Raw genomic sequence first — 18,334 nt, forward strand, 5'->3', positions numbered from 1 at the left:
GAATCAGACCGTGAGCGTATGACGTCAGATGCATGCGCGCCGCCCTAGTCATCGTTGAAATTTCCGCATGCCGGCAGACACCAAACTGAAATTGACCCCTTCCGAGCGCCGCGCCAGCGTGGCCTTGGCCGGCCTGTTTGCCGCGCGGATGCTGGGACTGTTCCTGTTGCTGCCGGTCTTTGCAGTGGCCGCAAGCGGCATGCCGGGCGGCGACGATCCCGCCCGCGTCGGCCTCGCGCTGGGCATGTACGGGCTGACCCAGGCTTTCATGCAGATTCCCTTTGGCCTCGCCTCCGACCGGTGGGGGCGCCGTCCCGTGGTGCTTTTCGGCCTGTTGTTGTTCGTCATCGGCAGTGTCGTCTGTGCGCAGGCGACCGATGTGTTCTGGATCACGATCGGCCGCGCCATCCAGGGGGCGGGGGCCATTTCCGCGGCCGTCACCGCCTGGCTGGCCGACGCCACCCGCGACGAGGTGCGCACGCGCGCCATGGCGATGGTGGGCGGATCGATCGGCCTGTCGTTCGCCGTATCGCTGGTGCTTTCGCCTGTGCTGGTGGGCTGGTGGGGGCTGTCGGGATTGTTCTGGACGATCGCCTGCCTGGGCGTCGTCTGCCTGGCCGTGGCGCGCTGGGTGGTGCCGGTGGTGCCTCGCACGCAGGCCCGCACCATGCAGGCGGCCAGGCCGCGCGAGGTCCTGACCCATCGTGACCTGCTCCGGCTGAATTTCGGCGTCTTCGTGCTGCATCTGATCCAGGTGTCGCTCTTTGTCGTGGTGCCGGCGCTGCTGGCCAAGGTCGGCGGGCTGGACGCGCGCGATCTCTGGAAGGTCTACCTGCCGGTCATCCTGGTGTCTTTCGTTCTGATGGTGCCGGTGGTGTTCGTGGCGGAAAAGCGGCGCGCGCACCGCGGCGCGCTGCGGGCGTCGGTGGCCGGGCTGGTGCTGGTGTGCGCGCTGCTGCCGGCCGCCAGTCACGGCTTCTACACGCTGGCCATCGCCCTGACCGGCTTTTTCGTCGCCTTCAACGTGCTGGAGGCCTTGCAGCCCTCGCTCGTGTCGCGCGTGGCGCCGGCGGCCTACAAGGGGCTGGCGCTGGGCTTTTACAACACGGCGCAGGCGGCGGGGCTGTTTGCGGGCGGAGCCCTGGGCGGATGGCTGGCCGCGCATTCGGGCGCCAGCGCGGTGTTCGTGGCCGCGGCGGTGCTGTCGGCGATCTGGCTGGCGGTCACCTGGGCGCTGCGGCCTCTGGCGTGATCGCTGGGACTTTCCCGCAGCGTGAGGAAAGTCGCCGATCTGGTCGCAAACGGCGTCCAACAGCGCCGAAATGGTTTGCCAGCGGTGATCGATTTGTCACCGAACCCGTTTGGCGCGGCGAGCGCTTTCGTCGATAATACGCATCAACACAGGCTTCACCTGAGCAATCGCCGGTCATCGCTTCGCTGACCGGCGACTTTCATGAAGCCGGTCTTCAACATCGCTTTTTTATGTTGTTGCCGGCGCGCTCGCGGCAACGCGAATCGCAGGCTGTCAACAACAGAGGGACATCGGCATGGCATCGGTTAACAAAGTCATACTCGTGGGCAATCTGGGTCGCGACCCGGAAGTCCGCTACAGCCCCGACGGGGCGGCAATCTGCAACATGTCGATCGCCACGACCTCGTCCTGGAAGGACAAGGCCAGCGGCGAAAAGCGCGAAGAAACCGAATGGCACCGCGTCGTTATGTACAACCGCCTGGCTGAAATCGCCGGCGAATATCTGAAGAAGGGCCGCTCGGTCTACATCGAAGGCCGCCTCAAGACGCGCAAGTGGCAAGACAAGGACACCGGCGCCGACCGCTACAGCACCGAAATCGTCGCTGACCAGATGCAAATGCTGGGCGGCCGCGAAGACGGCGGCGGCGGTGGCGGCAGCTACGGTGGCGGTGGCGGCTACGACGACGCCCCGCGCCAGCAACGCACCGCTCCGGCGCAGCGCCCCGCGCCCCAGCAGCGCCCGGCGGCCCCCGCAGCGGCCCCGGCCAGCAGCGGCGCCAATCTGGCGGACATGGACGACGATATTCCGTTCTAAGCGAATTTCAATTCGGCCAAAAATGGCGGACCTTCGGGTCCGCCATTTTTTTCGTCTCGAAGGGCGGGCGGAGAGGTCTACGAACTTGCTTACCTGCATCTCGGGCATCAACCATGCTGTGTAGCGGTTGAATTTCACGCATTCCGATTAACTTCTGCCTACAAGTCTGGACTTCACCGGTTTTGGTGGAACAAAAATGTGTGCATCTGCCAGCGGAACGGACCCTCCGCACGACGGCTTACCAGACCTAAATTACATCTATAGCCGCAAGGTAATAATTTCACGGGTTGCGCAATGGTTGGTGGATATTGGTAACAATGTGAATTCTATATATGGATTGCGCCGATTGTTTAACTATTCCGGGCTTTGCCTTGTGTCGGGAGCGGCGCTGCCGCTTGCCCCGGACGTGACTCTCTGATAGCCTCTTCGGCGGTCAACCGATTGTTCTGAAAAAATGGTCCGTCACTGGCCTAAAATGCTGCGAAAAAGGAACATCGATAGTGGGCGACAATAACTTGATGAACGCCGCGGCCCGGGAAAACGGTGCTGACGCGCCGGCGACGCCGCGTGGCGATTATCCAAGGGAAATTTTTTGGCGGCGTTTATTCTGCAACTGGAAAACACTGGCAATCGCTGCAGTGTTTGGAGTCGCCTGCGGCGTTGCGGCTTATTTTTTTGTGCCGAAACAATGGCCGGCTATTCTTATCGTCCGGGTCGGCGATGTCAGATCAGGGCATGAGCTGAAACCCGAATTGCTGGAACAGGTATCGCTGACTACGGAGTGGATAAAAAGCCACGAATTCGTTGACGCGGTGGTTTCCTCGGCAAATGCAGCGTCGGCCGGCCAGGCTGGCGGTGATTCACGCGACGCCAAGCTCTTTCGTGAGACGCTGACAGTGAAGGCGATTCCCGGCAGCCAAATGCTTAGAGTGGATTACCTGGGATATTCGCACTACCAACTGCAGGCCTATGTCAACGCAATTGAAAAGCAGATACGCGCGTCTCACGACGAGGTGATGGACGCGCGGCTGGAAGCGCTGATTGACTTACGTAATAAATATGATGGCGAGGTCGCGGCTGAGGGAAGAAAATTTGAGAGCTTGGGCCGCAAGTACAACTACGTTGTGCGGGGCGATCCTGATGTGTCGCTTTGGCTTGCTCCGCAATTAAGAGCCGAAATTTCCCAGAGCGAACTGATGATCGGAATTTTGCGGCGATCCATAGACGAGTTGGATGATCGCATTGCTTTGGCAGGGCACTATTCGGCGGATGTCGCCCAGGCCGAAATTCTTGTGCAGCCGGTATTTCCAAGACTGAGAAATCTGCTGCCTCCCGCGATGTTGCTGGGGATTTTGTGCGGCTTCATCTTTTTGGTTATTCGAGGCAAGACGCGTTTTGTTCTCTTAAAGTAGCAGTTGACGTCTTGACGCGGCGCCCGCGGCATCCTTGACGGCTTGTGGGTCCGTAGCAATGAAGATTGCCTTGAGGGGCTCCGAATGTCAGCCCTAGAGCGTCCTTTATGTTACGGAAACTTCCTTTGGTCTATCCGTGAAATTAATCCGACATTCCGTTTACAACCTGCTCGGCCTGGGGCTTCCGCTACTTACCGCAGTATTCAGCATTCCGGTTCTCATCCGCGAGTTGGGGGATGCCCGGTTTGGGCTGTTGACGCTGATCTGGGCAGTCGTCAGCTACTTGAGCCTGTTTGACCTGGGACTCGGCCGTGCGTTGACGCAGCATCTTGCAGTGATGCTCGAAGGCAAGGAGCGTCGGCGCGTGGGCGCTCTGGTTGTTACCGCAATCTCAGTGATCGCGCTCTTCAGCATCGTTGCGGGCGCATTGATGGCTGCGGTGGGCCCCTGGGGGCTGGGATTCATCAGCGCCGTGCCTGACCAGGCGGAAGTGCTCAATGCCATCTGGATCATGGCGCTGGCCATGCCCGCTGTCGTGTTGACCGCGGGCTTTCGAGGGATTCTGGAGGCCAGGCACGCGTTCGCGATCATCAATCTGATCAGGCTGCCGATGGGCCTGTTGACCTTTTTGGGGCCGCTGGTCGTGGTGCTTTATGGCCCGCCCCGGCTGGACGTGATAACGATGGTTCTGGCCGGTGGGCGCGTGGTGACGTGCGCATTGCATGCGTGGTACGCGAAGCGCTACCTGCCGGACGATGTGGGGCCCTTCAAATTCGACAAGTCACTGATTCGGCCGCTATGCAGTTCAGGGGGGTGGATGACAATCAGCAATATCGTCAGTCCCGTCATGAGTTACGCTGATCGGTTCATTGTGGGCGCTGTTATCTCGTCGGCGGCCGTTGCTTATTATGTTACGCCGCAAGAGTTGATCACCAAATTGTCGATCCTGCCAGGCGCCTTGACGGCCGTGTTGTTCCCGGCCTTGGCGGCGCAGATTGCCCGGCAGGACAAAGCGGTAATGCCGTTGATAAACAAGGCAGTGGGCTGGATTTTCCTGACCCTGTTGCCCATTACGGTGGCCATCGCGATTTTTGCCAAAGAACTTTTGACGTTGTGGGTGGGCGAGTCCTTTGCGTCGCAAAGCTATGTGTTGCTGCAGATATTCTCGGCGGGCATGTTCATTACCTGTATTGCTCAAATTCCCTTCACCGTCATCCAAGGCGCCGGAAAATCGCACTTGACAGCCATATTTCATCTGATCGAGGTGCCGCTATTTCTGGGAGCGCTGCTTCTTCTCTCGCGAAATTATGGTCTGACGGGAGCCGCCATTGCGTGGTTTCTCCGTGTCGCGGTTGACGCCGCTTTGATGTTCTGGGGCGTCAAGCTCGTGCTGAACCGGTCGATGTTCACCAGTGCGAAGCTTCGACTGCTTTCAATTTCGGGCCTGGCGGTAGTGGGGTTTGTGGGAGCGCTCGTGCCCAGTCCATCCGTCCGTGCCGCCTGGCTGGTTGCGATTGTCGCATTGGTGCTATTGATTGCTGTGCGCGGCAGCGCGCGTTTCGGCCGTGGGAGCAGGGCATGACTCAGGATATGGCGTTGCCTTACCGTTTCGACACGCGGCTTGCGTTGTTTGTCATCCTGCTTCCGTTCTTTCTGTTGTTTGTCGGCGATATACAGGTGCCCGTCGGCGTAAGCACGATGACCGTCCCGATGGGATTATTCATTGTCCTTCCGCTGCTGCTCACCGCAATTGCGCTTCCCCGGATTGTGATTCCCACGCCCGCCATATTGCTGGCGGGAACGGTATTTTTTGGGGCGGTTGGCGTGGCGATGACGCCCGAGGGCGCATATATGCGGGCGGCCGCCGGTGCCTTGCCGATGATCTATGCAATTTGCACGTTGATCTTTTACGCGCAGTTTCATCAGTACATCAAGCAGGATTGGATCGTGCGCATGATGCTGGCCGGAGGCGTCGTGCTGGCACTCGCCGTCATCGTGCTGTTCTACATCGCTGCGTATAGTCCGGGCGATTATTACGCGCGTAAGTTGTTCATCGCGACGCCGCTTGGCAGATCGAATTATCTTGCCGCCTTTCTCGTATTTTTGTTTGCACTTGCGTCGGCTAGAATGCGCGTGCTGCGGTGGCTTTTTGCGATCGCCATTTTGTGCACGATGTCCCGCGGCGGTGCCATCATATTGGCGTTGTACCTCGTTGCGCTACTGCTGGACAGGAAGCGGCTGCTGTGGCTCGTATGGGTCGCGCCGGTGGTCGGGTTCGCGCTGGCGATTCTATTTTTTTCGATTGATGGTCAAAACCAGCTTCGTGACTATGGTGGGCCGTTTGCCAGCGAACTGAGCTCCGCGGTAAATCGGCTGTTGCTGTGGGCGTTCAGCTTCGACCTGTGGCTTCAGCACCCTTGGTTCGGCATTGGCCCCAATACATTCAGGACGTTCATCGAGGCTAACCCGGGTATCGAGGACGTCTGGGGGACGCATAACTCCATCCTCCAGCTGCTTCTGAATTACGGACTATTCGGGGCCGTATTGTATGGATGGTACTTGCGGCTAATCTATAGGCACTTGGTCCGGGCAGAGCAGACGTCGCCGTGGTTCCGCTATCTGCGCGTGGTTTTTGTTGTACTGCTGGTGTTTTCCCTGTTCGAGCCCCTGGTGGGTTCGGCAGCATTCGAAGTGTTGCTTGTATTCATGTTGATTCTGGCACTGACACACGCCCTCCCCGCCGGCTCGGGAAGACTGATGATAATTGCGATAAGTTATTCAGAAAATGGAAATATTGCTATCCGTTGTGATTCCCACGCACAATCGCTCCAAGTATGCGATTCATGCGGTTCGCTCCATACTGGCCATCGGGGATCGCAGCCTGGAACTGGTTGTCAGTGACACCAGTACAGACGGACTGCTCGAAGAGTTGGTTCGCCAAGGTGATAATCCGCCCTGCGATGATCCCCGCTTCAAATATTTGCGGCCCGCAGAAAAGCTGGATATGACCGGGAATCACAATAATGTGATCGGCGCCGCCTCCGGAGAGTTTGTCTGCCTGATCGGCGACGACGACACCATTACGGAAGACGCGTTGCTGGCGGCGCGGTGGGCCAAGGAAAATCAGATCGACGTTATCGCGCCGAAGGTCATGTCGAATTACGTGTGGCCGGATTTCAGGTCCAAGATTTTTGGCGCGGGGCACGCCGGCAGGTTGTATCTGCCGAGCCGGATCGGACCCGTGGTTGTTCGCGAGTCTGCCGACAGCCTGTCCGCAGCCTTGTTGAATGCCGCCCAGGGCACGGACGGCCTTCCCAAGATCTACCACGGGATCGTGCGGCGCAGCCTGCTCGAAAAAATGAGGACGCTGTCTGGCGCCTTTTTCCATGGATCCAGCCCCGATGTGTCCGGCGCGATCGGCTTGGCGCTGTGCGGTGGCCGGTTCGTGGAGATCGACTATCCCTTGACCATTCCCGGCGCATCGGGCGGCAGCAATACAGGCCGCAGCGCCATGAACCAGCACAAGGGAAAGCTGGGCGTCGAATCGCAAACCAAGGCGTTCGTAAGCGCCGGTTGGACGGAAGGGGTGCCGCGCTTTTTTTCCGTTGAAACCGTCTGGGCGCATGCGGCGCTGGAAACCATCGCAAAGATATCCCCGGCCGAGGTGTCGCGATTCAATTTCGCGCGGTTGATCGCCGTGTGCCAGGCGTTGCACGGCGAGTACGCTTCCGAAATTGAGCAGGCGATTCCGCTGGCCGCAGGCATCGTCGGCATGCCACGGTCTGATTTCCTCAAGAAAGTGGCTTTCGAGAAAAGGCGTTATCGCCGCCAGCGGCTCGTCAGGCTCCTGCGCCGGGCATTGCGTCCCACGGTTGCCGGCGGGCGGGAGTATACCGGGGCCATCGATACGGTGGCTCAGACGCCGGCGGTGCTCAAGGCGCACATGGCGGGCCGTCATTGGAGTTGGGACAAGGCGGTCAAGCGCTGACCCGCCAGACGCTGCTGGTGGCGGCGGCTACTTTTTCCCGGGGGCCGGCGTCGGTTGTTCGCCGGCCGGGAGAAAGGCCTGCACCAGAAAATCAATGAAGGCGCGCGCGCGGGCCGTCTGATTGCGGCGCTGCGGATAGTAGACGAACAGGTCGGCCGACGGCAGCGCGAAATCGGGCAACACCACCCGCAGCCGGCCGCTTTCCAGGTATTTGGCCAGATCCCATTCCGACCGGATCAGGATGCCGTGGCCATCCAGCGCCCAGCCCAGAACGATGTCACCGTCGTTGCTGGAAAGCCCACCTTCGACCTTCACCACTTCCACGCTGTCTTGATGCGTGAAGCGCCAGACGCCGTGCGCTTCGTCGTTTTGCCGATGAAGAATGCATTGGTGATGGGCGAGGTCGGCAAGGGTGGCCGGCGTGCCGTGCGCCTTCAGGTAGTGAGGCGAGGCGCAAAGAAAGCGGCGATTGGTCATGATGCGCCGCGCGGCAAGACGCTTGTCGGGGAGTTCGCCGAAGCGGATGGCCAGGTCGAAGCCGCCTTCCACCAGGTCGATGGGACGGTCGGTCACCTCCAGTTCGACCTGGACCTGCGGATAGCGCCTTGCAAAGTCCGAGACCAGCGGCGCGATGGTCGTGCGGCCGAAACCGAGCGTGGCATTGACCCGGATAAGGCCGCGCGGTTGCGCGCTGCTGCTCGACACCACGTCCTCCATTTCCCGCAGGTCGGCAAGGATCCGAGCCGCGTAGGTCAGATAGGTTTCGCCTTCATTGGTCAGACTGATGCTGCGCGTCGTGCGGTTGACCAGCCGCACGCCGAGGCGCTTTTCCATCAGCGCGAGCCGCTTGGTGGCCGCGGGAGGCGTCAGGTCCAGCTGCCGCGCCGCCGCGGACAGGCTGCCCAGCCGCGCGATCAGCACAAAGAATTGCAGCTCTGAGGCAAGGTCCGCTTTCACTGGAAGTTAATAATCAAATGAACTTGGGTGAATTCTAGGGCAGGGATGCGCCACTAATCTATCGATTCACGATGCGCCCCAACTGGAGACAAGCCATGAGAATCGTCGATATCCGCGAGCAGACCCTGCCCATCAGTTCACCTATCCGCAACGCCTACATCGATTTCAGCAAGATGACGCTGAGCCTGGTCGCGGTGATCACCGACGTGATCCGCGACGGCAAGCCGGTGGTCGGTTACGGGTTCAACTCCAACGGCCGCTATGGCCAGGGCAAGCTGATGCGCGAGCGCTTCATCCCGCGCGTGCTGGAGGCGGACCCGGATTCGCTCGCGGATGCCACGGGGCGCAACCTGGACCCGCACAAGGTCTGGGATGCGATGTTCAGGAACGAGAAGCCCGGCGGCCACGGCGAGCGATCGGTGGCGATCGGCACGATCGACATGGCCGTGTGGGATGCGGTGGCGAAGATTGAAGGCAAGCCGCTTTTCCAATTGCTGGCCGAACGCTACGGCAATGGCCAGCCGGATCGGCGCGTGTTCGTCTACGCCGCAGGCGGGTACTACCATCCGGGACAGGACCACGCCAAGCTCAAGGACGAGATGCGCAGCTATCTGGACCGCGGCTATACGGTCGTGAAAAAGAAGATCGGCGGTGCATCGCTGGACGAAGACCTGCGCCGGATCGACTCGGTGCTCAGCGTGCTGCAGGACGGCCAGAAGCTGGCTGTCGACGCGAACGGGCGGTTCGATCTGGACACGGCGATTGCATACGCCAAGGCGCTGTCCCAGTACGATCTCTTCTGGTACGAGGAGGCCGGCGACCCGCTGGACTTCGAACTGCAGGCGACGCTGCGCAACTACTACGACAAGCCCATGGCGACGGGCGAGAACCTCTTTTCGATGCAGGATGCCCGCAACCTGATCCGCTACGGCGGCATGCGCGCGGACCGCGACTATCTACAGTTCGATTGCGCGCTCAGTTACGGGCTGGTGGAGTATCTGCGCACATTGGCGATGCTTCGTCAGCACGGCTGGTCTGCCAGCCGGTGCGTGCCGCATGGCGGGCACCAGATGTCGTTGAACATCGCGGCGGGCCTGGGGCTTGGCGGCAATGAAAGTTATCCGGATCTGTTCCAGCCGTTCGGCGGGTTTCCAGATGGCGTGAAGGTGGAAGCTGGCCATGTGACGATGCCCGATCTGCCTGGCATCGGCTTCGAGGGCAAGTCCGATCTGTATGCCGTCATGCGCGCACTGTCGGCGTGACGCAGGGCGGGGCGGCTCCGTTGGCTGAGTCGCCGGACCGCCCGGCGCAGCGTTGCGCGTGCCGCCGGGGCCCTACAGGCTGTGTTGCCAATCCGCCCCACGAAATAAATTGTTTCACTTAAACTGCTTGCGCTGTCTATCTAGTAGTAGGTAAGATTCATCCATCGACGCAGCGCACCCCACAAAACCGCCCGGCGCCGAACCCAGAAATACAGTAGGACCGCTTTTTTATTTCGCTCGACATCTACCTACAAGTAGATAGCTAACTGAAACGCACACTTTAACTTATCTCGGAGATTGACCATGAAGACCCTCGTATCCGCCCTGATTCTTTCCGCTTCGTTCATCGGCGCCGCCCAAGCCGGCGAACTGGACTACCCGCCTGCCCTGGACACGCACAGCACGGTGACCCGCGCTCAAGTCCAGCAAGAACTGGCCGCTGCCCGTGCCAACGGCGCACTGGCGTTTGGTGAAGAAGGCTACGCCGCCGCCCCGATCGCTTTCGCCGGTGACAAGACCCGCGCCCAAGTGAAGCAAGAACTGGCTGCCGCCCGCGCCCAAGGCCTGACCGACAGCGGCGAACTGGACTACCCGCCCGTTCAAGGCTGATATTTTTTCGACCGCTTATCTATCTATAACTAGATAGCCGTAACCCAACTTCGACGCAGCAACTCACATTGACTGGAGCATTCTCATGAAGACCCTCGTATCCGCCCTGATCCTGTCCGCTTCCTTCATCGGCGCCGCCCAAGCCGGCGAACTGGACTACCCGCCCGAACTGAACACCCAAAGCACCGTGACCCGCGCTCAAGTGCAGCAAGAACTGGCCGCCGCCCGTGCCAACGGCGAACTGGCGTTTGGTGAAGAAGGCTACGCCGCCGCCCCGATCGCTTTCGCTAGCGACAAGACCCGCGCCCAAGTGAAGCAGGAACTGGCTGCCGCCCGCGCCCAAGGCCTGACTGATGGTGGCGAACTGGATTACCCGCCCGTTCAAGGCTGAATTTTTCCGACCTCTTATCTATCTACAACTAGATAGCACCAACGCAACTTCGATATAGCAACTCACATTGACTGGAGCATTCTCATGAAGACCCTCGTATCCGCCCTGATCCTGTCCGCCTCCTTCATCGGCGCCGCCCAAGCTGGCGAACTGGACTACCCGCCCGCCTTGAACACGCAAAGTACGGTGACCCGCGCTCAGGTGCAGCAAGAACTGGCCGCCGCACGCGCCAACGGTGAACTGGTGTCGGGCGAAGAAGGCTACGCCGCCACCGCGTATGCCCACGCCGGCGACAAGACCCGGGCCCAAGTGAAGCAGGAACTGGCCGCCGCCCGCGCCCAAGGCCTGACCGACGGCGGCGAACTGGACTACCCGCCCGTGCAAGGCTGAAGCAGATGGCAATCGAAGCGGACCCCGGGAACGGGATCATTCCCGGCCGGGGTTCGCTGGCACTGTCGGCGGCTTGAGCGGACCTCTCGGCAATACCGATCAGGGACCGTCCCAATGACGAGCCGACCTATTAGTAGGTAATATGCAGCCATGGATACCCCGACTTCCAACACCACTCGCGAATTGCTTCTGGCGCATGCCGAGAAGCTGATCCGCATGCGCGGATGCAACGGCTTCAGCTACCGCGACCTGGCTGAGCATGTGGGCGTGAAGACGTCCAGCATCCACTACTACTTTCCGGGCAAGGACGACCTGCTTTACGAAGCCGTCGAAGCCTACAGCACGCGCGCACTTGGCGCGGTGCGCGGAATCGATACCACGCTGCCGGCGCAGGCGCAGCTTGAGAAATACCTCTCGATGATGGAATCGGCCGCGTGCGGTTCCGGTGAACTCTGTCTGGGCGGCATGCTGGCCGCCGACGTGATGAGCCTGTCCGAGCGGGTCCGCGGCGCGTTGCAGGGATTTTTCCGCGCGCACGAAGCGTGGTTGGCCCGCGTGCTGGCCGAAGGCGCGGCGCAGGGCACCTTGAAGTTTTCCGGAACGCCCGAAGCCGCGGGGCGCGCCGTGTTCGCGACGATCCAGGGCTGCCTGCTGGTGTCGCGACTGTTTCAGCAGCCCCCGGCCCTGTGCGAAGCGATCAGCGCGCTTTACGTCGAATGCGAAGGCAAGACGGCGGGACACGCAGCCTGAACGTTGTGCTTCGGCACCCGCCTTTCACTGATTCACGGTCGCCTTGCGCTTGCAGGCGGCCGTTGTCATTGGGCCCGCGGGTCTCGTAGCAGCGGTTCTACGCCAACGCGCGCGCCATGTCGGTACTGGTGCGTTGCTGCACGCCAAGATCCCGCATGCGATGCAGAAAACCGGCCTGCGCGTTGGCAAAACCCGCGACCGGGCTCATGCAGTCGGTCAGCAGCACGATGCGCGACAGGTTGCCGCCGGGCAGATGTTCGGCCAGGTGCTCGACGGTGGCCTTCACGCAGTGGCTGCCCGCTTCGCCCGCCACAAGAATCAGATCCGCGCGGTCCAGCGAATCCAGCAAGCCGCGGTTGAGCTGGCTGCGCGGGTCGTCGGCGTCCGGCACTTCGGCCATTAGTGCGCTGTAGTGTTCCGTCCAGGGGTTGGCGCCTTTGGGCACCTTGCGCACGATGAACTGGCGGTCTTCCTCCCAGCGGCCGTAGGCGGCGCGCACGTCGGCATGCACGTTGTGGCCCCAGGTGCCGATTTCGCAATGCACCGGCCAGGCCATCAGGGTGTAACGGCCGCGAGCTTCTAGTTCGTCCAGGTAGTTCAGGGTGCGCGGCACGTCGTCATCATGCCGGGGCACGAATTCACCCGCGCGCAACTGCGCCGCCGTGATCGGCGTGAAGGGCGGCACCGGGTCGCCGTTGCCCATGCGCCAGAAGGTGGGGTGCGCGATATCCAGCCGGTGGTGCGAATCGAGCGTGACCGTGATCGACGAGAGCGCGTGAGCGGTGGCGTCGATGAAGCGCGCCAGCCGCTGCATGTCCGCATGCGCGCCTGCGATGGGCAGCGCGGGCTCGACCGCCGATCCGGTCAGGGGATCGGTGGGCCGATAAGCGTCGGGCAGGTCGCAAAAATCGTTTTGCGGGTCGACGATCAGCAGATGAATGGAGCGCGTCATGGTGTGTGGGGCGGAGTGGAAGCCGGACGGTATTCCCGGGCGCCCGGACTCAGAACAGCACTAGATGGTCGGCGCGGTCGGGCAACTGGCGCAGCAGCGCGCGCCACTGGCGCCAAAGGACGGAGGATACGCCTAATGCGCCTATCGGAATGAGAATCCACATGGCCTGCTCCTGTCAATATTCGCACGGTCGTGCGAAATTTAGCGAAAGTAAATGCCGGGACGGAGCCGGCGAGGTGGGGACTACTCGATGTACTTGAAGCTGCGGTACGTGGAAATGAGGCGTTCGTAACCTGCCTTCACGCGCTCGTGCGCCTTGGGGTCGCGAAGGAACCGAGCGTCGTGCATCAAGCCGATCATCAGGCTGTAGACCTCGAACACCAGCTGCTGCGGATCGGTGTCGGGACGCAGATGCCCGGCCTCCAGCGCTTGGTTCACTGTGCGCACCATGGCGGCGCGCCAGCGTTTCAGGTTGTGTTCCAACACCGAGCGTAGCGGGGAGTCGACGTCGTCGTATTCAAATGCGCCGGCCACGTAGATGCAGCCGGTAAGCGTCTCGACATTGCTGGCGCGGTCGATCCACAGCGAAACCAGGGCATTCAGGCGCGGCAGACCGCGCGGGTACGCCATGGCCGGCGTGAAGACGGCTTCGACGAAGCGCCGGTCGTATTCATCCAGCACCGCCTGCTGCAGGGCTTCCAGCGAGCCGACGCGCGAGAACACGCCGCTCTTGCTGATGCCGAGCCGTTTGGCGACCTGGCCCAGCGAAAGGCTTTCCATGCCTTGCGCGGCGGCCATGTCGAGCGCCGTGTTCACGATCGCCGCGAAGGTGAGTTCGCTTTTCTCGGTTTTTGCTGTCATGGCGGGAATTTAGCACGATCGTGCGAAAAGGTCGCTGCCTTTAATTCGGGGCGGATGGTAGCGTGAGATCCGGCTTGCGCGAACGCCTTGGCGGGCAGTGTCAGCCGAAAAAAAAAGTCGGACGGCAATGCCGTCCGGCGTGGTCACGCTTGCACAGCCTGGATCAGGCGCGCGCGGCCTTGTACTCCAGGCGGTACTTGTGCAGCAGCGGCTCGGTGTAGCCGTTGGGCTGCGTCAGCCCTTCGAACACCAGCGCGCACGCGGCCTTGAACGCCAGCGAGGTGTCAAAGTTGCCTGCCATCGGCTGGTAGAGCGGATCGCCCGCGTTCTGCCCGTCGACGATCTTGGCCATGCGCTTGAAGGTCTCCATGACCTGATCGCGGTTCGTGATGCCGTGGCGCAGCCAGTTGGCGATGTGCTGGCTGGAGATGCGCAACGTGGCGCGGTCTTCCATCAGCCCCACGTTGTGGATGTCGGGCACCTTCGAGCAGCCCACGCCCTGGTCGATCCAGCGCACCACATAGCCGAGAATGCCTTGCACGTTGTTGTCCAGCTCTTGCTGGATGTCGGCGGCGGACCATTTGGAAGGATCGCCGACCGGCACGGTGAGCAGGCCATTCAGAAGCTCGTCGCGCACGCTGTCGAGCTGGGTGCGTTCGAGTTCCTGCTGGACCGCCTGCACGTCGATCTGGTGGTAATGCAGCGCATGCAGCGTGGCGGCCGTGGGCGAGGGCACCCAGGCGGTATTGGCGCCCGCCTTGGGATGCGCGATCTTCTGTTCGAGCATGGCGGCCATCAGGTCGGGCATGGCCCACATGCCCTTGCCGATCTGGGCGCGGCCGCGCAGGCCGGCGTCCAGCCCGACCAGCACGTTGTTGCGTTCGTAGGCGGTGATCCATGCGCTGGACTTCATGTCGCCCTTGCGCAGCATGGGGCCGGCTTCCATCCCCGAGTGCATTTCGTCGCCGGTGCGGTCCAGAAAGCCCGTGTTGATGAACGCGACGCGCGAGGCAGCGGCTTCGATGCAGGCCTTCAGGTTGACGCTGGTGCGGCGCTCTTCGTCCATGATGCCCATTTTCAGGGTGTTGCGCGGCACGCGGATCAAGTCTTCGACGCGGTCGAAGAGCTCGCTGGCGAACGCGGCTTCGGCGGGGCCGTGCATCTTGGGCTTGACGATGTAGACCGAACCCGTGCGCGAATTGAGCTTCTTCTGGCGGTCCTGCAGCGCGGCCAGGCTGGTGACGACGGCGTCCAGGATGCCTTCGGGAATTTCCTGGCCGTCGCGGTCCAGCACGGCCGGGTTGGTCATCAGATGGCCCACGTTGCGCACGAACATGAGCGAGCGGCCATGCAGCGTCAGCGCCGAACCGTCCGGCCGCGTGTAGTTGCGGTCTGCGTTGAGCTTGCGGGTGAAGGTCTTGCCGCCCTTGGTGACGTCCTCGGTCAGATCGCCCTTCATCAGGCCGAGCCAGTTGCGATAGATCTGGACCTTGTCGTCGGCGTCGACAGCCGCGACCGAGTCTTCGCAGTCCATGATGGTGGTCAGCGCCGCTTCGACAACCACGTCCTTGACGCCCGCCGCGTCGGTGCTGCCAATGGTGCTGGCGCGGTCGATCTGGATCTCGAAATGCAGGCCGTTGTTCTTGAGCAGGATGGCCGTGGGGGCGGACGCATCGCCCTGGTAGCCGACGAATTGCGCGCCGGACTTGAGGCCGGTTGCGCCGGTGGCAAGCGCCACGCGCAGCTCACCGCCCTCGACCGTGTAGCCCTTGGCATCGGCGTGCGAGCCCTGTGCAAGCGGCGCGGCGGTGTCCAGGAAGCTGCGTGCGCGCGCGATGACGGCCGCGCCGCGTTCCGGGTTGTAGCCGCGGCCCGTGTCGCCGGGCGTGGCGGGGATGGCGTCGGTGCCGTACAGGGCGTCGTACAGGCTGCCCCAACGCGCGTTGGCCGCGTTCAGCGCATAACGGGGATTGGACATCGGCACGACGAGCTGCGGGCCGGCCTGCTGCGAGATTTCGGTGTCCACGTTGTCGGTGGTGGCGCGCACGGTGGCCGGTTGCGGCAGCAGATAGCCGATGCCTCCAAGGAACTTGCGGTAGGCGGCCGGATCCGTAATGGGACCAGGATGGGCGCGGTGCCAGGCGTCGAGCTCGGCCTGCAGGCGGTCGCGCTCGGCGAGCAAGGCCCGGTTCTTCGGCGCCAGATCGTGCACCAGGGCTGCAAAGCCTTGCCAGAAGCCGTCGACATCCAGGCCGGAGCCGGGCAGCGCTTCCTGTTCAATGAATTGACTGAGATTGGCCGCCACTTGCAGGCCGTGGTGCTGGATGCGTTGAGTCATGCGGATCTCTGGCGATAAGTAAGGCAGACCGGCGCGCCGCGCCGGGTGAGGGGTGCTGACATCATCGTCCGCGCCCGCGCCGATGTCCATACGAAAACCAGCTGGTCATACCAGTTTGTGAGGCGAGCGTCAGGCGAAGCGCCGATTTTTGTGGTTTGATATCAGCCACTTACCGAGGCAAGGCCGAGCCGCGCAAGCGTCGACCGCGCATGGTCATACCACTGGTGCGGAGATTGCATGCACGCGGAAATCGAAGAAAAGCCCCGTCAGGTGGCCGATGAAGTCGCCGAACGGATAGAGCGCCTGATTCTGGATGGCGTGCTCAAGGCGGGACAGGCCCTGCCGTCCGAGCGGCGCCTGACCGAAAAGCTGGGCGTGTCGCGCACGGCGCTGCGCGAGGGACTGAAGCTGCTGCGCGCGCGCGAGATCATCCACACCGCGCAAGGCAAGGGCTCGTTCGTGGCGCAAATCTCGAAGGTGGACGCCGGCCCGCTGATGCATCTGTTCAATTCGCAGCCGCGCACGCTGTATGACCTGCTGGAAGTGCGGTCGTTGCTGGAGGCCGAATCGGCGCGGCTGGCGGCCATTCGCGGAACCGAGGCGGATTTCATCATGATCCGGCGCCGGTATGACGAGATGGTGTCCGCGCAGGGCGCCGCCACCGACACCGCCACCCACGCGCATCTGGACCATGCCTTTCATCTGGCGATCTGCGAGGCCTCGCACAATCCCGTGCTGGTGCATACGCTGCAATCGTTGACGGATCTGTTGCTGGGGTCGGTGTTCGCCTGCGTGAACAACCTGTATCACCGCGAACCGGAAAAGCGGCAGATCGACCGGCAGCACACGCGGCTTTTCAATGCCGTGATCGGGCGCCAGCCCGAGCAGGCCCGCAAGGCGGCGGCGGACCATGTGGATAGCGTGCGCCAGAGCCTGGCGGACATCGAGCAGGAAGAACAGCGCCTGGTGCGTGCGACGCTGCGCCTGGAAGGCTGGACGTAACGCCGCACGCACGAAAGCGCGGGTCGCGCGTGCGGCCCCCGGAGCGCTAGCGGTCGGCTACCGCGCAGCCGGCCAGCGCCAGGGGCTTGCCCGCATAGATGCGGCCGAAGCGGTTGGTGAGGAGCGCGTCCAGACCGATGGCCTCTTGTCCCACAAAGCCCTGCTGCGCCAGCACCCCGTGCGCCACCAGATCGAGCGCGGCGCAGATGCCGGCAGCGGTGGACAGCTGGATCGCGCTGAGCCGATGGCCGTCCACCTCGGCGCCGAACACGCGGATCGGATACGACTCTTCTTCCAGGCGGCCATGCCGATAGCCGGAGGCCGATGCCTGGATGACGATCACGTCCTGCTCGGTGGTGGGGATGGCCGACTCGAAGATGTCCTTGAGCAGATCGCGGCGATCACGCAGGCGCAGGTCATTGAGCAGCAGCTTCATGATGCTGCAATGACCGGGGTAGCGCACCGACTTGTAGTCGACGTTGCGGGCGCGCCCCAGCAGCGTGGCGGGCAGGGTACCCAGACCGCCGGAGGTGTTGAAGGCCTCGTACTCGACGCCGTCCAGCGCAAAGGTTTCGTAGCCTTCCAATGCGGGCACGCTGGTCAGTTGCCCGTCGACGATGGCCTCGCACGGATTGCAGTATTCGTTGATGAGCCCCTCGGTGCTCCACGTCAGGTTGTAGCGCAGGCTGTTGGAGGGATAGCGCGGCAGTGCGCCGACCCGCATCCGCAGGTCCAGCAGGGTGTCGAAACGGCGGGCGAGCGCGTTGCCGACGATGCCGATGAAGCCGGGCGCCAGGCCGCATTGCGGCATGAGCACGGCGCGCGCCTCGTTGGCGAGCGCCTGGATCGCATGCGTGCTGGCGACGTCTTCGGTGAGGTCGAAGTAATGCACGCCGGCCTTGGCACATAGGCCCGCCACCGCGACTGCGCGATGAAAGGGCAGCGCATTGACCACGGCGTAAGCGCCTTCGATGCAACGCGCCACGCCGGCATCGTCGCTTACCTGGCGCGTTTCGCAGCCCAGTTCAGCCAGCACGGCAAGGCGGCCGGCGTCCTGGTCCGCGACCAGAACCGAATAATCGCCGCTGCGTTCCAGCATCAGCGCGATCGCGAAACCGATTTTTCCGGCACCCAGCAGAACGATGGGTTTGGTGTGCGTGGACATGATGCTGCTCCTGCAATGAGAGGGAAGGGAAGTGGCCTCAATCCTATGCGGGAGTGCTGTCGATTTGTAGCAGCAAAAATGTCGAATCGGTTTTAAGTAACGTCGATATGACTTATTTATTTGTCGAAACGTCAAACAAAAAGCCCTCTGGCTTGTGGCCAGAGGGCTGCCTGGTTGTGATTCACGGCCGG

17 protein-coding genes are annotated in these 18,334 nt (G+C 62.3%); 12 read left to right on the forward strand and 5 right to left on the reverse strand.

From position 1 onward, the window contains the following. The first annotated feature begins 67 nt into the window (after positions 1 to 67). The 6 genes from ASD87_RS23300 to ASD87_RS23325 all read left to right on the forward strand — a co-directional run bounded on the left by ASD87_RS23300 (position 68) and on the right by ASD87_RS23325 (position 7,466). On the forward strand, positions 68 to 1,252 hold the full coding sequence (locus ASD87_RS23300) for an MFS transporter (RefSeq protein WP_056327097.1): 1,185 nt from the start codon (positions 68 to 70) through the stop codon (positions 1,250 to 1,252). 295 nt (positions 1,253 to 1,547) lie between these two features. After that, positions 1,548 to 2,066: a single-stranded DNA-binding protein gene (ssb, locus tag ASD87_RS23305; RefSeq protein ID WP_056327100.1), complete on the forward strand. Its 519-nt coding sequence runs from the start codon at positions 1,548 to 1,550 to the stop codon at positions 2,064 to 2,066. A 500-nt stretch (positions 2,067 to 2,566) separates the two neighbouring features. Further along, entirely contained in the window at positions 2,567 to 3,478 is a 912-nt protein-coding gene (locus tag ASD87_RS23310) for a hypothetical protein (protein WP_082586412.1), read from the forward strand. Between the two features lie 136 nt (positions 3,479 to 3,614). After that, complete coding sequence (locus tag ASD87_RS23315; protein ID WP_056327104.1) at positions 3,615 to 5,060, forward strand: flippase; 1,446 nt, start codon at positions 3,615 to 3,617, stop codon at positions 5,058 to 5,060. After that, positions 5,057 to 6,379, forward strand: coding sequence for an O-antigen ligase (locus tag ASD87_RS23320; protein ID WP_056327106.1), 1,323 nt, complete (start codon positions 5,057 to 5,059; stop codon positions 6,377 to 6,379). The genes ASD87_RS23315 and ASD87_RS23320 overlap by 4 nt, the downstream gene beginning before the upstream one ends. Next, a complete protein-coding gene (locus tag ASD87_RS23325) occupies positions 6,285 to 7,466 on the forward strand; it encodes a glycosyltransferase (protein ID WP_162256805.1) in 1,182 nt (393 codons plus the stop codon). Before ASD87_RS23320 ends, ASD87_RS23325 begins: the two co-directional genes overlap by 95 nt. Positions 7,467 to 7,493: 27 nt before the next feature. Here the strand turns inward: ASD87_RS23325 and ASD87_RS23330 are convergent, their stop codons facing one another. After that, entirely contained in the window at positions 7,494 to 8,423 is a 930-nt protein-coding gene (locus ASD87_RS23330) for a LysR substrate-binding domain-containing protein (RefSeq protein ID WP_056327110.1), read from the reverse strand. Positions 8,424 to 8,518: 95 nt separating this feature from the next. Between ASD87_RS23330 and ASD87_RS23335 the strand changes: the two genes are divergently transcribed. The 5 genes from ASD87_RS23335 (at position 8,519) to ASD87_RS23355 (ending at position 11,825) form a co-directional block, all read left to right on the forward strand. After that, on the forward strand, positions 8,519 to 9,685 hold the full coding sequence (locus tag ASD87_RS23335) for a mandelate racemase/muconate lactonizing enzyme family protein (protein ID WP_056327112.1): 1,167 nt from the start codon (positions 8,519 to 8,521) through the stop codon (positions 9,683 to 9,685). Positions 9,686 to 9,988: 303 nt separating this feature from the next. Continuing rightward, positions 9,989 to 10,294: a DUF4148 domain-containing protein gene (locus tag ASD87_RS23340; protein WP_056327114.1), complete on the forward strand. Its 306-nt coding sequence runs from the start codon at positions 9,989 to 9,991 to the stop codon at positions 10,292 to 10,294. An 85-nt stretch (positions 10,295 to 10,379) separates the two neighbouring features. Beyond that, positions 10,380 to 10,685 carry a DUF4148 domain-containing protein gene (locus ASD87_RS23345; protein ID WP_056327115.1) on the forward strand — a complete coding sequence of 102 codons (306 nt, stop codon included), beginning with the start codon at positions 10,380 to 10,382 and terminating at the stop codon, positions 10,683 to 10,685. Positions 10,686 to 10,769: 84 nt separating this feature from the next. Then, positions 10,770 to 11,075, forward strand: a complete 306-nt coding sequence (locus tag ASD87_RS23350) for a DUF4148 domain-containing protein (protein WP_056327117.1) — start codon at positions 10,770 to 10,772, stop codon at positions 11,073 to 11,075. Positions 11,076 to 11,225: 150 nt separating this feature from the next. Continuing rightward, positions 11,226 to 11,825, forward strand: a complete 600-nt coding sequence (locus ASD87_RS23355; protein WP_056327119.1) for a TetR/AcrR family transcriptional regulator — start codon at positions 11,226 to 11,228, stop codon at positions 11,823 to 11,825. 97 nt (positions 11,826 to 11,922) lie between these two features. Here ASD87_RS23355 and ASD87_RS23360 read toward each other — a convergent pair whose 3' ends face one another. The 3 genes from ASD87_RS23360 to ASD87_RS23370 form a co-directional block, all read right to left on the reverse strand. After that, on the reverse strand, positions 11,923 to 12,777 hold the full coding sequence (locus ASD87_RS23360) for a hypothetical protein (RefSeq protein WP_056327121.1): 855 nt from the start codon (positions 12,775 to 12,777) through the stop codon (positions 11,923 to 11,925). 243 nt (positions 12,778 to 13,020) lie between these two features. Beyond that, a complete protein-coding gene (locus tag ASD87_RS23365; protein WP_056327123.1) occupies positions 13,021 to 13,638 on the reverse strand; it encodes a TetR/AcrR family transcriptional regulator in 618 nt (205 codons plus the stop codon). Between the two features lie 163 nt (positions 13,639 to 13,801). Next, entirely contained in the window at positions 13,802 to 15,976 is a 2,175-nt protein-coding gene (locus tag ASD87_RS23370; RefSeq protein ID WP_056327125.1) for a malate synthase G, read from the reverse strand. A gap of 237 nt (positions 15,977 to 16,213) precedes the next feature. On the opposite strand from ASD87_RS23370, the gene glcC reads away from it, so the two are divergent. After that, positions 16,214 to 16,978, forward strand: coding sequence for a transcriptional regulator GlcC (glcC, locus tag ASD87_RS23375; RefSeq protein ID WP_056327127.1), 765 nt, complete (start codon positions 16,214 to 16,216; stop codon positions 16,976 to 16,978). A gap of 46 nt (positions 16,979 to 17,024) precedes the next feature. On the opposite strand, the gene ASD87_RS23380 is transcribed toward glcC, so the two are convergent. Further along, complete coding sequence (locus ASD87_RS23380; RefSeq protein ID WP_056327129.1) at positions 17,025 to 18,143, reverse strand: saccharopine dehydrogenase family protein; 1,119 nt, start codon at positions 18,141 to 18,143, stop codon at positions 17,025 to 17,027. Positions 18,144 to 18,334: the final 191 nt, after the last annotated feature.

Origin of the sequence: Achromobacter sp. Root170 (assembly GCF_001428165.1) — a bacterium.
Lineage (GTDB): Bacteria > Pseudomonadota > Gammaproteobacteria > Burkholderiales > Burkholderiaceae_B > Achromobacter > Achromobacter mucicolens.